General features: G+C 38.5%; 15 protein-coding genes. 8 read left to right on the top strand and 7 right to left on the bottom strand.

Annotated elements, in window-relative coordinates; all coding sequences use genetic code 11:
* The first annotated feature begins 94 nt into the window (after positions 1 to 94).
* Both asnS and ABD930_RS01280 read left to right on the top strand, forming a co-directional pair.
* Positions 95 to 1,540: an asparagine--tRNA ligase gene (asnS, locus tag ABD930_RS01285; RefSeq protein ID WP_345229867.1), complete on the top strand. Its 1,446-nt coding sequence runs from the start codon at positions 95 to 97 to the stop codon at positions 1,538 to 1,540.
* Positions 1,541 to 1,802: 262 nt separating this feature from the next.
* Positions 1,803 to 2,423, top strand: coding sequence for an L-threonylcarbamoyladenylate synthase (locus ABD930_RS01280; RefSeq protein ID WP_345229866.1), 621 nt, complete (start codon positions 1,803 to 1,805; stop codon positions 2,421 to 2,423).
* 59 nt (positions 2,424 to 2,482) lie between these two features.
* Here the strand turns inward: ABD930_RS01280 and ABD930_RS01275 are convergent, their stop codons facing one another.
* Both ABD930_RS01275 and ABD930_RS01270 read right to left on the bottom strand, forming a co-directional pair.
* Positions 2,483 to 3,274: an SPFH domain-containing protein gene (locus ABD930_RS01275; RefSeq protein WP_345229865.1), complete on the bottom strand. Its 792-nt coding sequence runs from the start codon at positions 3,272 to 3,274 to the stop codon at positions 2,483 to 2,485.
* Positions 3,275 to 3,583: 309 nt separating this feature from the next.
* Positions 3,584 to 4,405, bottom strand: a complete 822-nt coding sequence (locus ABD930_RS01270; protein WP_345229864.1) for an energy transducer TonB — start codon at positions 4,403 to 4,405, stop codon at positions 3,584 to 3,586.
* A gap of 230 nt (positions 4,406 to 4,635) precedes the next feature.
* Between ABD930_RS01270 and ABD930_RS01265 the strand changes: the two genes are divergently transcribed.
* Positions 4,636 to 5,943, top strand: a complete 1,308-nt coding sequence (locus tag ABD930_RS01265; protein WP_345229863.1) for a GDSL-type esterase/lipase family protein — start codon at positions 4,636 to 4,638, stop codon at positions 5,941 to 5,943.
* Here ABD930_RS01265 and ABD930_RS01260 read toward each other — a convergent pair.
* From ABD930_RS01260 to ABD930_RS01250, 3 genes are read right to left on the bottom strand one after another with little or no spacing between them, the layout of a single operon-like run.
* Positions 5,924 to 7,588 (bottom strand): MBOAT family O-acyltransferase, encoded by a 1,665-nt coding sequence (locus ABD930_RS01260; RefSeq protein WP_345229862.1) that lies wholly within the window; start codon positions 7,586 to 7,588, stop codon positions 5,924 to 5,926. The genes ABD930_RS01265 and ABD930_RS01260 overlap by 20 nt on opposite strands.
* Positions 7,589 to 7,602: 14 nt before the next feature.
* Complete coding sequence (locus ABD930_RS01255) at positions 7,603 to 9,048, bottom strand: SGNH/GDSL hydrolase family protein (RefSeq protein WP_345229861.1); 1,446 nt, start codon at positions 9,046 to 9,048, stop codon at positions 7,603 to 7,605.
* An 11-nt stretch (positions 9,049 to 9,059) separates the two neighbouring features.
* The gene (locus ABD930_RS01250; RefSeq protein WP_345229860.1) at positions 9,060 to 9,551 is read right to left on the bottom strand and encodes a glucosaminidase domain-containing protein; all 492 of its coding nucleotides are present in this window, start codon (positions 9,549 to 9,551) and stop codon (positions 9,060 to 9,062) included.
* A 350-nt stretch (positions 9,552 to 9,901) separates the two neighbouring features.
* On the opposite strand from ABD930_RS01250, the gene ABD930_RS01245 reads away from it, so the two are divergent.
* The 3 genes from ABD930_RS01245 (at position 9,902) to ABD930_RS01235 (ending at position 11,983) form a co-directional block, all read left to right on the top strand.
* Positions 9,902 to 10,180: an Rdx family protein gene (locus ABD930_RS01245; protein ID WP_345229859.1), complete on the top strand. Its 279-nt coding sequence runs from the start codon at positions 9,902 to 9,904 to the stop codon at positions 10,178 to 10,180.
* Between the two features lie 109 nt (positions 10,181 to 10,289).
* Entirely contained in the window at positions 10,290 to 11,117 is an 828-nt protein-coding gene (locus ABD930_RS01240) for an SMP-30/gluconolactonase/LRE family protein (RefSeq protein ID WP_345229858.1), read from the top strand.
* Positions 11,118 to 11,131: 14 nt separating this feature from the next.
* Entirely contained in the window at positions 11,132 to 11,983 is an 852-nt protein-coding gene (locus ABD930_RS01235; RefSeq protein WP_345229857.1) for a CvfB family protein, read from the top strand.
* A gap of 77 nt (positions 11,984 to 12,060) precedes the next feature.
* On the opposite strand, the gene ABD930_RS01230 is transcribed toward ABD930_RS01235, so the two are convergent.
* Entirely contained in the window at positions 12,061 to 12,951 is an 891-nt protein-coding gene (locus ABD930_RS01230) for a diacylglycerol/lipid kinase family protein (protein ID WP_345229856.1), read from the bottom strand.
* Positions 12,952 to 13,037: 86 nt separating this feature from the next.
* On the opposite strand from ABD930_RS01230, the gene surE reads away from it, so the two are divergent.
* Positions 13,038 to 13,793, top strand: coding sequence for a 5'/3'-nucleotidase SurE (gene surE / locus ABD930_RS01225; RefSeq protein WP_345229855.1), 756 nt, complete (start codon positions 13,038 to 13,040; stop codon positions 13,791 to 13,793).
* A 13-nt stretch (positions 13,794 to 13,806) separates the two neighbouring features.
* Here surE and ABD930_RS01220 read toward each other — a convergent pair whose 3' ends face one another.
* A complete protein-coding gene (locus tag ABD930_RS01220) occupies positions 13,807 to 14,544 on the bottom strand; it encodes an EcsC family protein (RefSeq protein WP_345229854.1) in 738 nt (245 codons plus the stop codon).
* An 82-nt stretch (positions 14,545 to 14,626) separates the two neighbouring features.
* Here ABD930_RS01220 and ABD930_RS01215 point away from each other — a divergent pair, with 82 nt between their 5' ends.
* Complete coding sequence (locus tag ABD930_RS01215; protein ID WP_345229853.1) at positions 14,627 to 14,890, top strand: hypothetical protein; 264 nt, start codon at positions 14,627 to 14,629, stop codon at positions 14,888 to 14,890.
* Positions 14,891 to 15,115: the final 225 nt, after the last annotated feature.

The following is a 15,115-nucleotide window of genomic DNA, read 5'->3' as shown; positions in this document are numbered from 1 at the left end:
TATTGCATATAAAAGGCAATTTATCTAAGTTTGACTATCGGATAATAAACCTCCTGATAGTCATTTAAATAATATAAAAAAAATTGCTATTCTAATGATACGCACAAGGATTAAAGAACTTTTAAATAGTACGGCCTATGGCGAAGAGGTTACGGTTAAAGGATGGGTAAAAACATTCCGAAATAACCAATTTTTGGCTGTCAATGATGGGTCAAGTATTAGTAATATACAGGTGGTTGTTGATTTTGAACATACTGATGAGCAGATACTTAAACGATTGACTACTGGTGCTGCAGTGGCCATTAAGGGAGTATTGGTCGCGTCTTTAGGAAAAGGGCAACGCGTAGAAGTGAAAGCAAGCGCAATTGAAATCCTTGGCGATAGTGATCCTGAAAAATTCCCTTTACAACCCAAGAAGCATAGCCTCGAATTTTTACGGGAAATCGCGCATTTGCGTTTTCGGACAAACACCTTCAATGCGGTCTTTAAAGTAAGAAATGCTTTATCGTTTGCCGTTCATCGCTTTTTTAATGAAAGGGGCTTCATTTATATGCATACTCCTATCATTACAGGCTCTGATGCAGAAGGTGCCGGAGAAATGTTTAAAGTAAGTACCTTAGATTTTGATCATCTTCCTCGGCTTGAAGACGGTACTGTGAATTATAAAGAAGATTTTTTTGGTAAACCTACAAATTTAACTGTTTCCGGTCAGTTAGAAGGAGAGCTGGCCGCCTTAGCCTTCGGAAATATTTATACCTTCGGCCCTACTTTCCGCGCCGAAAACTCTAATACGACCAGACACTTAGCAGAGTTCTGGATGATCGAACCCGAGATGGCTTTTTATGAGCTTCAAGATAACATGGATTTAGCAGAAGAATTGCTCAAATATGTTATCCGATATGCGTTGGATAATTGCACTGAAGAGATTGAATTCCTAAAAAATCGATTAGTGGAAGAAGAAAAATCCAAGCCACAACAGGAACGCTCGGAGCTCGATCTGATTGCTAAATTAAATTTCTGTCTGGAAAATGATTTTGAACGGTTGACTTATACGGAAGCCATAGCAATTTTAAAGCGTTCTAAACCCAACCAAAAGAAACAATTCAAGTATTTGATTGAAGATTGGGGTGCAGATCTACAATCAGAACACGAACGTTATCTGGTAGAAAAACACTTTAAAAAGCCGGTGATATTGACAGATTATCCTGCGGATATTAAGGCATTCTATATGCGCATGAATGAGCCTGATGAACAGGGCAGAAAAACCGTACGGGCGATGGATATTTTATTTCCGGGAATAGGAGAAATTGTAGGTGGTTCACAACGGGAAGAACGCTATGATAAATTAGTGCAACGCATGGAAGAAATGCATATACCAACAAAGGATATGGATTGGTTTCTGGATACCCGTAGGTACGGATCGGTACCTCATTCGGGTTTCGGACTCGGTTTTGAGCGCTTGGTATTATTTATTACGGGTATGACCAATATTAGGGATGTGATTCCTTTCCCGAGAACACCCAAAAATGCTGCGTTTTAAGTTGCTGAGTCATTAAGTAGTAGAGTAGTTGAGTCGTGAATTAGCCAATGAGATAATTAGCTAATGAATAGCAGACTGCTAGTGCTCGCAACGCGTAACTGATACGCACAACTAGATTCCTTTCTAAACGAAAACTTTTTGCCTTACAGAAAGGTTTAAGCAATATATACTAAATGGTGACAGTGGCCAAAAGAGATTAACTTTTCACTTTAAGCTTTTCGCTTTCTGCTACTTAAAACTTATAACTTAGAACTCAAAAACGATGTTGATTAAGATATATCCTGAAAATCCGAACGACCGTGCAATAGAGCAGGTAGTTGCCGTGTTGAGAAAAGGAGGCATTATCATCTACCCTACTGATACCGTATATGGAATAGGGTGTGATATTACCAACCATAAAGCTATTGAAACGCTTTGTAGGATTAGGGGCTTAAAACCCGAAAAAGCCAATCTTTCGTTTATCTGCTATGATTTAACAGATATAGCCTTGTATACCAAGCCCATTGATACGGCAACCTTTCGGCTATTGAAAAAATCATTACCCGGTCCGTTTACCTATATTTTTAATGCCAGTAACCAAGTTCCAAAATTGATGAGCTCCAATAAGAAAACGGTGGGCATACGGGTTCCGGATAATAATATCGCACGTGAAATTGTACGGGAATTAGGAAATCCTATTGTCTCTGCCTCAATTCACGACGACGATGAGGTATTGGAATATGCTACTGATCCGGAGTTAATTCACGAAAAATTCCAAGACCTAGTTGATTTGGTAGTTGACGGTGGTTACGGTGATAACGAAGCCTCAACCATCGTTGATTGTACTTCCGGTGATTTTGAGGTATTAAGGCAAGGTAAAGGCGATTTAAGCCTTTACCTTTAATATTCTGGAAAGTAGCATTGGACAAACCGACTTAATTATCTCCGGTGGCAATGGTCACTTTAGTCTACCGCCTTGAAGAAAGCGGGAGCATTTCCATAAATAGGTGTTTTTCCATCCCATTTTTCAATAAACTGTTGTTGAATAAGTAGAGAATTCAATGATTGTTTTCTCAGGTCATTAGCGCGCGCTTCGGCTTCTGCCTGCACAATAAGTTTTTTCGCTCTTGCTTGTGCAACCTTTAGTTCATTTTCCACTTGCATTGCTTCTTGAACGGCCCTATTCTTCGCATCAACCGACTGCGTAATGGCATCCGGATATTTAATGCCGGAAGTCATTTGTTCCAACTGAAAGCCTTCTTTCGTTAAAACATGCTCCATATTTTGCTGTACCGCCGTTTCAAAATGCTCTCTATTGCTAATAATGCTATCTGTAGTATATTTATTAAATTCAATTCGGAAAGCATCTCTAATATAATTGAATAATGTAGTTTGTGTTATTTCCTGAATTCCTTTACGGTATTTTCGAAAGATTTCCGGACTTTTGCCCTCTCTTACCTTAAAAGATAAGGTAGGATCAACGGTAAATACCGACCCGTCCTTTGCGTTTACGGTAAACTCATGATAATCTATGGTTTGTACATAAATTGGGAATTCATGCACCTCTTCCGTAAAAGGGTTAAACCAGACTCTTCCGGTTACTAAACTTACTTCCTGTACACCCTTATCGGTACCGTAAAGCTTTACTAAAATTCCTTCATTACCAGCATCTATACGTGTATTGCAGGTCATCCAGATTAATATTAAAAAAAAGCCAATTACACCATAAATAATGATTTGTTTAGTTTTATTCATACGCGTTGCTTTTAAAAATTTGAACTACTTTTATTAAACTCATAAACAAAATGCTGAACAGTAGTACGCCCTCCAAAACCTTTATATCTGAAGGTGTACGTAACCATTCTACAACCACTGTGAATAAATACAAGTACCCCACCATTAAAATGGGGATACTTGCTATCCAATAGAAACTTTTGAAAGTTGACTTTTTCTTCATAACGCTCTTTTTAGTATTTTAAAACAATATCCTGTTGGTAATATACTAAAAATTCTGTCGTCAAACAAGTCTGTTTTAGTGCGTAAGAAAATATGCTTTTTTCGTTATTACTGCATCTGCAAAGCAATGGGTAATTGATAGCGAACACGTACCGGTCGGCCATTTTGAATACCAGGCTTCCACTTTGGTGCGCTTTGTAGTAGTCGTACAGCCTCTTCACCTGTTCCCAAGCCCAAATCTCTTACGACGTCAATGTCGGTTAAGGAACCATCTTTTTCAACAATAAAGGAAAGGATTATACGTCCACTAATTCCCTGTTCTTTCGCCGCAGCGGGATAGTTATAATTTTTTGCTACATAGTCAAGGAAAGCTTTCATGCCTCCGGGAAAACTCGGTGCTATTTCTACACCGACGAAAATTGCCGACTCTCCCCCATCTTCCGTCACTGCTTCCATTTCCCCGATATCGCTGGTTACCGCATCGATCGCGATTGGTGCTGTTGGATCGCCCGTTATTGTTGCTGGTCCGGGCGATGCCTTTTTTAGCGCATCTAACGTTGGTGGTTCATCCGTTACCTGATTGTTTGCAACTACTTTAGGGGGTAACAAACGAACTTTATCTTCACGCGACTTCACCGAAGTTGCCGGCGGTAGGCTTAATACGGGCTCTTCTTTAGGGAATACACGGAAGTTCTCCAGCATAACGGGATCCGTTAGTTGATCCATACGATCAGAGGGGTTGTCCATTCGCTGGAATACGGCCGGTATTAAAATCATGGAAAGAAAAAGCAATACTCCAAGAAAAAGGGCCTTTGTAAGATCGACTTTGGCGTTTTTGCGAATGATATACGCACCATAAAGTTTGTTTCTACCATCAAAAATGAGGTCTAACCACACTGTTGATAAAATGCTTAATTTAGGGCCTAACATAGCTTAAAGGTTTATTAACGTTTATAAATTTCTTTATCTATAAGATTACGGTATTGTACATTTTCCATAAAGACACCTGTGTGAAAAAATGTTTTCAATTGGCAATCAACCAATTGAATAATTTAATTTTATTATCTTTGTCAAAATTTTGTGTTAAAGCTATGGTTGTTTGATACCAAAACGGGCGATATTGCCGTTTAAGCTATAGTGAAAAAGACAAGACATACATAATGAATTACCTTGCACTAATATATTTTTTATTCCTTTCAGTAGGAACATTAGGCCTAACCACCGCTCCAAAAGAAAAAAAACATCCAACAATTGACCGTTCCGCAGCATATAGCCTAATTTCAGACCGGCGTTATCAGGCCTCATATCCCTTTATTCATCCCACAAAAGATAGCATTATGAATAGCAAAGGCCTATCGTTATTTTATCAAAAGCTATGGGATTTAAAAACGGGTAAAATTAATCGGGTAAACATTGTTCAAATTGGCGACTCGCATATTCAGCCGGATTTGATTTCGCGTGAAGTACGGGCCGGATTACAGGATTTTTTTGGTGATGCTGGCCGTGGATTAGTTTTCCCCTATCAGGTAGCTCGTACAAATGGACCCTTTGATGTTTCCAGTTCAACACCTACCCGTTGGTCATACCATAAAATTAGTCAACTACCCACAAAAGCCGCAATAGGCATTGCTGGCTTTGCGCTAAATAAGACAAGTGGTTTAGGTAGTTTTCGCATTTCACTAAAACCGAATATAAATGATCAGATACAGTCATTTGATTGTATTAAGCTATTTGTAGGAAAAGGAAGATGGAATGTCAGTCCTATCGGACGTGCACCCAATACGCATATCGTAGAACAACGCTCCACATTACCTGCTGAAACAAAAGAAATTATATTGGAACATCCGGCAACTGGATTTAGTGTCCAATCCTTAGCGAGTGCTCCCAGTTTCTTTGGTGCCTCCTTGGAGAAAAAAGATGCAGCAGGTGTATTATTCCACACCATCGGCGTGAATGGCGCCCAATATGAACAATATAATAAAGAGCCATTATTCTGGGAGCAATTGCCTGAGCTGAATGCAGACCTTTATATTCTTTCTATGGGGACCAATGAAGCCTTCTATAACGGCATGACAGAAGAGCATTATATTGGCCAGGTATCGGAAACGATTGCCAAAATCCAAACCATAAATCCGAATGCAGCAGTTTTAATTACTACGACCGCCGAATCCTTTAAAAATGGACGTAGCAATCCAATGATTGAGCGACTTAATTTAGCTTTAAAATTTTACTGTAATAAAATGGGCATCCCGGTATGGGATTTGTTTGAAATTACCGGTGGCTCTGGCTCTTCACAAGCATGGTTACAAAACAAGCTATTACAGGCCGATAAAATTCATTATCAACAAAAAGCCTATAGTATGCAGGGCGCTTTATTATTTGATGCACTAGCTACAGGATATAATAACTTTGTCGAGCAACAGCAGCAAGATTTTCAGCCAATAGATATTAGAACTGCAAGTAAATAGGCATTACCGGTTCAGCAGATTTAAATACACCATACAACAGTAAAAAGATAAAAAATACCAAAATATAGGCAATCAGAGGAACACGCTCCATCCTTTCAATAGTTCTGCCAGCTAAATTATCAGGGATAAAATGGATGCCCAAGGCCAGTACCATCATGCCTAATACGGTTTTATAGTTTCCAAAAAAACCTTGCCAAACATTTAAGGTGAATTTATGGGCAATTTTATCTAGCATCACTAAGGCCGTATCGTAATCGCGGGCTTTAAAGAACACCCAGCAGAAACAAACAAAATGAAACGTCAACAAGACAGCAAGTGTTTGATAAACCCACGTATTCTTTAAACCATCCATCCATTTTCCAGTTAGCAACATCCATATTTTATGGATGGCCAATGCAATTCCGTGTAATGCTCCCCAAATCAAAAAATTAAAGCTTGCACCATGCCAAAAACCCCCTAGTAACATGGTTGTCAACAAATTCATATTGGCCGCTACTCCCTTAAATTTCCATTTTACAATCCCTGGAATCAATAATATGATGAAAATCGTCCCGCATAAAATACCGGCATACTGATTACTAAAATGAAGTAGGTGTTTACTGCCAAAAAAAATGGCAACAAAAAATAAACTACAAAAAAGCCATGTACCAATGGTACTGTTCCGATTACCACCTAATGGAATATACAGGTAATCGCGCAGCCAAGAAGACAAGGAAATATGCCACCGACGCCAAAATTCGGTAATATCTTTACTCTGATAAGGCGACATAAAATTGGGGGGGATAGTAACCCCCAACCATTTCGCAATTCCTATGGCAATATCGCTGTAACCACTGAAGTCACAGTAAATAACAATTGCATAACCGTAAACAGCGAATAAATTTTCCAAACCAGTATACCGTAACGGATCATCAAATACATAGTCTACAAAATTTAAGGTGATATAATCGGAAATGATTAGCTTCTTGATCAATCCTGAAATAATCAGGTAAAATCCAGTAGTGAATGCCGAATTGCTTAAATAATAAGGTTTATTGATCTGTGGCACAAAATCATGCGCCCGTACGATCGGACCCATCATCAACTTCGGAAAAAAAGATAAAAACAGTAAATATTCGCTAAATCTTTTGGCTGGTTTAAAATCCCGTCTATAAACATCAATGTTATAACTAAGATTTTCAAAAGTATAGAATGAAATACCGATAGGTAACAAAATGTTTAAGGTATTAAAATGGGTATGGAGAAATTGATTGGCAGTAGCAATAAAAAAATTGGTATACTTAAAATAAAATAGAACACCCAAGTTAAAAAAAATGCAACACAAGAGCATAAGCGATCGATATGCCTGGGCTCTCCGTTTATATAAAGCGTGTGACAATAGGTAATTGACCAAGGCCGAAATCACAACCAAAGCGACAAAATAGCCGCTGGCTTTATAAAAGAAATAGAGTGAAAAGGCACAGAAAATATAACGCCGAATAGCGTAGTGGTTTCTAAACAGGTAATATAAAATGATAAAAAAGGCAAAGAAGAAAACAAAAAAGCCGTTATTGAAAAGCAACGGATTTTTGGGATCGTAAAGAAACAGCTGCACTAATGCTTGAAAATCAATTTCTATCGAAGGCAAGTTTAATCTCCATTCCATTATTTCCAATTCTTTTATTGTGCCTCCAGTTTATGTACGTCTTTATTAATGGCTTCAAATAGGTGCTTGCCTAAAATACGCGCTCCCAAAGCGTTAGGATGCACATAATCTTTGTTGGCCAAACTAGGCGAACGTGTAGCCCAATCTACCATGGAATTCTTCCCTCCCATTACCGAATATAAACTATAAAAAGCACTGGATGTTTGCGAAGCCAAGGCCGCCTGCACTTTGATCAGTTCTTCAATTCCAACAGCTGATTGATAGCCTTCTGGATACCTGAAAGCGCGATCGCCTGTACCCACGATCAGAAAATCAGCTTTGGTAAAACAACGTTTCATTTTATCAACTACTGGAATCGCTGCACGTTTGTACCAATTGAAATTCGTTTCATCGGGATTGTATAATACGTTTACCCCAAACTGAAAAATCACGAGATCGTATGGGTTATGTTCATCAATGGCTTTTAGAAGTTCCGGATTGATCCGCGCGAACTCTAATCCTGAAATTCCCCTAAACGAAAAATTATCAATAATAACTCCGCTTTCCGACTCAAAGCTTACCCCATATATAGGCAGACTCTTATCATTCGTAGAAAGTGTAATGGATCTACTTTTATCATTCAATAGCCGTTCGCGATTAAACAGTGCCTTTCCTTTTAACGGAAACCGTTGCTTATTAGCTAACACCACCGAGCTATCATTGCTTACGCCATAAAAAATATACTTTCCAAGATTAGTGGTGTCGCGCGTCGTATTATCTCTTATTTTTACCCAATCTTCACCGGAAGAGTAAAATACGTGGCCAGATAAAAAAAGATTTTTCTGTTTGGTATTCTTAAAATTAATGTCTTTCCAGCCACTGGAAAACGTACTGGTCGCTGTACGCCTGAACTGTGCCACTTGAGAGGTTATGGGAATAAATCCTACGCCTTTTCCACCATACATTTCTTGCATGAGTGAACGTAAGGTCTGCGATAATAAATCGCCTTCGATCATACTATCGCCTAGGTAGGCGATACGCACTTTACGCTTCTCTCCCGCTTTCAAGGCCGCCAATTTTTCTGCAAATCGAGCTAATGCTGCCTGTGTGCTATCTGCTGCAAAAAATAGGATATCCTTACTTTTTAGGTTTTCAGCTAAAGGAACTAAGGGGACCACCTTTTTAGGTTTAACAGTAGGCGTTGTATCGATTACCGTGACCTTACTTACTGTATCGGTGTCGGCAGCCAAACTATTGGCTAAGAGGGTGTCTGCTGGATCAATGTCTGGAGGGAGTTCAATAGGTTTATGCGCTCCATGCCCGCTATTTCCAGCGGTTTGATTGGGGACAATCTCGGACAATAAATTAACACGATCAAAAGGACTCCAACTTTTCTTGTAAGCTAATGTAAGGTATGAAGCAAGTAGATACAGGATTAGGCTTAATAAGACAAAAAAGAATACGCGCTTATTGGCATTCATAAATACCTAAATCATAAATTGTATCTGGAGATGGTTTTTAAAATACGTGCTTTCCATGTTTGTGGTTGTGTAGAATAACCAGATCTACTTATGGCATCTATCCATTTTGAAGCATCTGCCGAGCCCTTCAGTTTGGCGTAATAATACTTATCCGAAATCAACTTACAAAAGTGTATAAACGAGGCCATTGAATTGTTGTACTGTTTATACCTACTTTTGATGCCGTGTGTCTGTTTCAATGTATTTGACCCGACAATACCAAAATGATTGTGCAATAATTTTGAATTACGGCTTGTTCCATTGCCAGACTCTATAACGGCTACACCTAATATAACAGCTGAAGGTATCCCATAGACCTTTGAAAGTGAATCGGCGATAGACTTGTGATTATTTATATATTTATTTTGTGCTAAACATGTATGCACACATCCAACATATAAAAGTGCCAGAAATAAAGCTTTAGATCCGACTGAACGTATTGTTCGAATGTTTTTTCCTATCATATTACTACTTTAAGAATACACAATCGTTCTTTACAATTACAATGCAACTAGAAGTTTAGTTCTGCATTACCACTAAGTAAGAACATTCTACTTTAAGCAAGAAAACCCTCCATTAAAGTTGTGCGAAAATAAGTGTTTCATTTTTTATTTAAAACAACAAACACATAACATGTTAATAACCAGTTAAATAAAATAATAGCAACCGAAAAAAAACCGATCTAGTGACTATTATTTAAGTAATAAAACTCAAAAAAATAAATTTTATTATCTTGGACGTATAAAATATTTTTTGCTGCAAAAAAACGGCATAACCGTTGCATGATTACCATAAACACGTATAATTTTTACGCATGAAACCCATAATTACTATTGAATATTGCCCAAAGTGTGGATGGTTGTTACGAGCAGCCTATATGGCGCAAGAAATCTTAACGAGGTTTACCGATGAAGTAGAAGGAGTATTGTTAAAACCAAGTGCGGTTAGCGGGCGCTATACGATTTTTGTTGCTGATCGTGCGTTGTACGATCGAAAAAAAAACGGTGGTTTTCCAGAAATAAAACAACTAAAACAGCTTATTAGGGATGAAGTTAGTCCGACTAAACATTTAGGGCATTCAGACAAATCGTAGCCCTTGTCTACACTTTTTTATGACAGCGGGCGCTAGATAAGCAAGCGCTTAACGAATAAAACATTTTTATTCCATATTTGTTGATAGCAAATACCATGAACAATTGATTATGACCGTATATCGTCTTACTACACTGATTACCCTATGTTTGTTGGGGAGCATAGCCTATGCACAACCTAAGCTGAAAAAGGTATGGGAAACAGATGAATTACCTGTCCCAGAATCTGTTCTATTAGATCAAAAGACAAACACGCTTTATGTCAGTTTAATTGGCGAGGGTGATGCCGCTGCATTAGATGGTAATGGTGGCATTGCTAAACTTGATCTAAATGGCAAGATCATTCAAAAAGATTGGGCGAAAGGATTAAATTCCCCTAAAGGACTTGGACTGTTTCAAGATAAACTTTACGTAGCTGATCTGAAAGAACTGGTCATTATCAATACGAAGAATGGAAAAATAATTCAACGCCTTCCCTTCCCAGAAGCAGGTATGTTGAACGACGTTACGGTCGATGCACAGGGAAATGTTTTTGTATCCGACTCAAAGGGAGGGACAATATATCAGGTAGCTCAGGGAAAAGCTCACGTTTTTTTAGCACATCTAGTCAACCCCAATGGCGTACTTGCTGATGGTTCTGATCTTTATTTCTTAGATAGCGGTACACTCTATAAGGCAAATCAAACCCAGCAAGTTTCTAAAATAGCGGAAGGTATGGAAAAATCTACCGATGGTTTGCAACATTATGGGAATGACTTTCTAGTAAGCTGCTGGGCAGGTGTACTATACCATGTGCCAAAAGATGGAGCCGTACATATGCTGTTAGATACTAGAAAAGAAAAGATAAATACGGCAGATTTTACGTTCGACAATCAATCGCATATGCTATATTTGCCTACCTTTTTCAAGAATTGCGTTATCGCCTATAAAATTGAATAAAGGAATATTATATCATGATAGCAATTGGCAAAATAAATACCTTAACCGTTACGGATATCAATCAATTGAACTGCACCCTTTCGGATGGCGAAAACCAGGTTAACCTTTCTGATACTGATTCTTCTTCCCCTTTGAAGAAAGGGGATCAATTAGCGGTATTCGTTTACACCAACAAAAGTGGACAATTAAGTGCTACTACGAAAAGACCCTATGCTGAGGCTGATCAATTCGCTTATTTAAAAGTTGTGGACGAAAATGCAGTAGGTGTTTTTATGGATTTGGGTATCGAGAAGGATCTTTTTATACCGAAGAAAGAACAGCGATGGCCCATGGTAAAAGGAAAAAGCTATGTCGTGTATATTTATCTAGATGAAGGAAATAACCATCTGGTTGGCTCTACCAAAATTCATAAATTTATTGATCGGGAAACCCATCCTTTGGAAGAAAAACAGGAAGTAGAACTCTTAATAGGTGAAGAAACCGACTTAGGTTATAATGCTATTATAAATAACCGGTATATTGGACTGCTATATGCTAATGAAGTGTTCGAGGACTTACGTGTTGGCAATAAACGAAAAGGCTGGATCAAGAAAATTTATGATGATGGTAAAATCGACTTAAGCCTACAAGAACAGGGATACGGGCATATTTTAAACACGAAAGATGCTATCCTCGATAAACTAAAGAAAAACCGTGGGCATTTAGCCTTGGGTGATAAAAGTTCGCCAGAAGAGATTTACCAAACCCTTAAAATCAGTAAAAAAGCGTTTAAAAAAGCTATTGGGGCCTTATATAAAGAACGACTACTAACCATAAGCGATGAGTATATTTCTTTATTAAATGCGGATAGCTCCTCAAGTGCTTGAAGGGCTAGGCTTGAAATGGCGGCTCTGCTAAGGTCGAGATAACGTGTTTATACCCCTGTTGGTGATTTAAGCAGGCACTAAACCAGAAAGTTTAACACGTGATGACGAACACCCAGTTGGAGCTTGGTTTTTCTTTTTAAGCGGACGAGTTTATCATCTACATGCAACCAAGCACACTCCCATTGGATTTCAGCATGATTTGTACGCACCACCTGGCAAGGACATTTTGCCGTGCCACCATCTATTAAGGATTGTAGATAATGTATAAATTGTTCTCGCTGATCTTCTCGCAGGAGAACAACTTCGATCCAACCGTCACTCATATTTGCCTCAGGAGCTAAACGTAATTTTGGTCCAACAGAACCATTATTTAATACTTCAACCAATAGAAAATCCCCAACCAACTCTTGTCCGTTTACCCTAATCATAGCCCGTTTGGCCTTATACGTTGCCGTTACGTGCAACAACTTTTCCAGTGCGAGGTTTAATTCCTCTTTCTTATCGATGTGTTCGCTAATTTTCAATTTTGCCATTACCGCTATTAAACGTGGAAGAAAACCATAACCCACCCCTTCTAAAAAAAAGCTCTCTGCTGCTGGCATTTGTATAACACCTAGATCTACTTTTTTTATACGATGCTTTTTCCAGCGTTCTAAAAGGTCATTGATATGTTCCTTACTTCCTAAGGTTACAGCGATATTATTAGCGGTGCCTCTTGGTAAAATACTTAGCAAATGCCGTTTGGTTAAATGAGGTATTTTAAGTAAATGCTCGATAGTTTTACGTACCGTACCATCGCCACCAACAATTAGGATGGTATCCACATATTTTTCCTCTTTCCATTTTTGCTGTCGGATCGCGCTGTATATACAGGTATAGCCGGCAGACTCGATAGCCGTTATCAACTCCTTTTTCTGATGATCTTCGTCTCCAGCCTTAGGATTGTGCAAAACCAATACTCTTTTCATAAATGCGGATTGAACAATGTATTTTCATTTCATTAAAAACATTAAAGCACGGACGATGTTTGGATAGAAAACCAACAAGGAGTGATATGAGAATTTTAATAACGAACGACGATGGTATATATAGTCCAGGTATTGCTTCTCTCGCACAAATTGCCACACAATTTGGAGAAGTAACGATAGTAGCACCAGATGTAGAACAATCATCCATGGGCCAAGCTGTAACACACTCACGCCCGCTTTCTTATAAAAAATCTCCTATTGAATTTCCAGGGATAAATGCTTATCGTGTTAATGGCACTCCAGCCGATTGCGTCGCATTAGGTACCCATTTGTATCATCATATTGACGTTGTACTTTCAGGAATTAATCTGGGTTCCAATCTGGGAAATTCGATGTGGCATTCAGGCACCTTAGCAGCAGCCAAGCAAGCTGTTTTATTTGGTATAAAGGGTATTGCATTAAGCACTCCTGTAGGTAAATCGGAACCGAATTTCGACCTTTTGGCACCACATGTACAAGCGGTATTGCACGTATTGTTAAAAAACAAGGAGCTCAGTTTATATAATATCAACTTTCCGAGTCAGCCCGTTGGTATCAAATGGACAAAGCAATCGGTGCGGTTTTATGATGGCAAAATCGTGCCAGGTACTGACCCCTTAGGAAGGAAGCATTACTGGTTCACCGTTACACCTCTTGAACCTGCCGAAGAAGGTACAGATCGTTGGGCCGTAGAAAACCATTACACCTCCATCACTCCCCTACTTCTGGATTTAACCGATACGCAAAAGTTAGCACAACTCAAGCATACCAATAGTTTTGAAGTGCATGATTCCAAGGAATAGTATAGGCAATTGCTTATGGACTTAGTTGCTTTATAGGGCTAAAATACCGCAATCGGTAACAATTCATCGCGTTTAAGAGCAATTGATGCGTAAGTTTATTATTGGCAACCGCACCTACAGCAGCTCCAATTATTGGAAGGAGTTGAGCCATTTTTGCTAGATCCAAATAATCCCTGTACTCTAATTGGAAATCCTTCCAGTCAAAATTTGCTACTTCTTCAGGTAAGGTTTGGCTGTATTTTTCCCAGTTTTCTAGTTTTTTTACGATCTCTTGGCGCTTTGGCTGACTACTAAAGGCAATTTTAAATACATATAGTATAAAAAGCCGTTCCTTATAGTCTTTAACGTCATATCCGTAAATAGTGGCTATTTCAAATAGCATTTTTAATTTAATAGCCAGGAAAGCTGGAAAATCGGCAAATCCCATTAAAATTCCACCCGCTCCAGTAATTACGCCTTCCAAAGTAGCTGCATTTTTATAGTGACGTGCTGTACGTTTTACATAAGCTTCTTTTAATTGTAAGGAACGCTCCTTCTTCTTAGCCCCGATGGTATACATCGATCCAAATAGCACCGCTTTCACCATTTTTTCTATGGTAAGGGTTATTAGCCAATGTACCTTTTCGGGAATGAATGCATTTATTTTGTTTTGTAAGCTTTTAGCTAGTCGACTTCCGCCAGCTGGTGTTCGTTGTATGCGTGCTTTCCATAGGCACATTTCATGAAATACCTTATCCTCATATGCTTCCATATTTTATGTTTCACTATGTTTTATGTAACAATACGCAAACATTTTGTCTCATCCAAAGGTTTATTATAAAAACCTTTATGTTATGGAACATTTATTAAGTGTAGATTTACTTAGGCGACTTAAGCTGCATGGCTATACTGCCTTAATACCAAAGGGAGTACGTGGAGATACACCGGTATATACCATTACAAACTACCCTATTGAAGATTTGGGAAACAATATACCTGGGGCACCCGTATATGAAGGTGATTTTACGGCAATAGAAGACCTGTTATTGCACGAAAACGACCTTGAACTTAAAGGTGTTGTTATCCTACCTGACGAAGATCTTTCTTCAGCTCTTTAGTTAAATTGATGGTTGGTTAGGTTTTCTTTCAAGGTGATTCTACCTAAATCTACCGCTAAAAGGATGATGTTCAATTGTTCCAGTATCCGTTTAACGACTAGGATGCAACGATTACAGACCATATTTTTTACAAAAATCCTCATCGTGAAATAAATCCCATATAAGCTAACAAGTTAATAACAAATTGAGGAATAGCATATTTTATCAAATTAGTATCTTGCCGGA

The organism is Olivibacter ginsenosidimutans, from assembly GCF_039542865.1.
Taxonomy (GTDB): Bacteria; Bacteroidota; Bacteroidia; order Sphingobacteriales; family Sphingobacteriaceae; genus Olivibacter; species Olivibacter ginsenosidimutans.
Note: the sequence above shows the minus strand (reverse complement) of the source record. Positions and strands in the feature narration are given on the sequence as shown.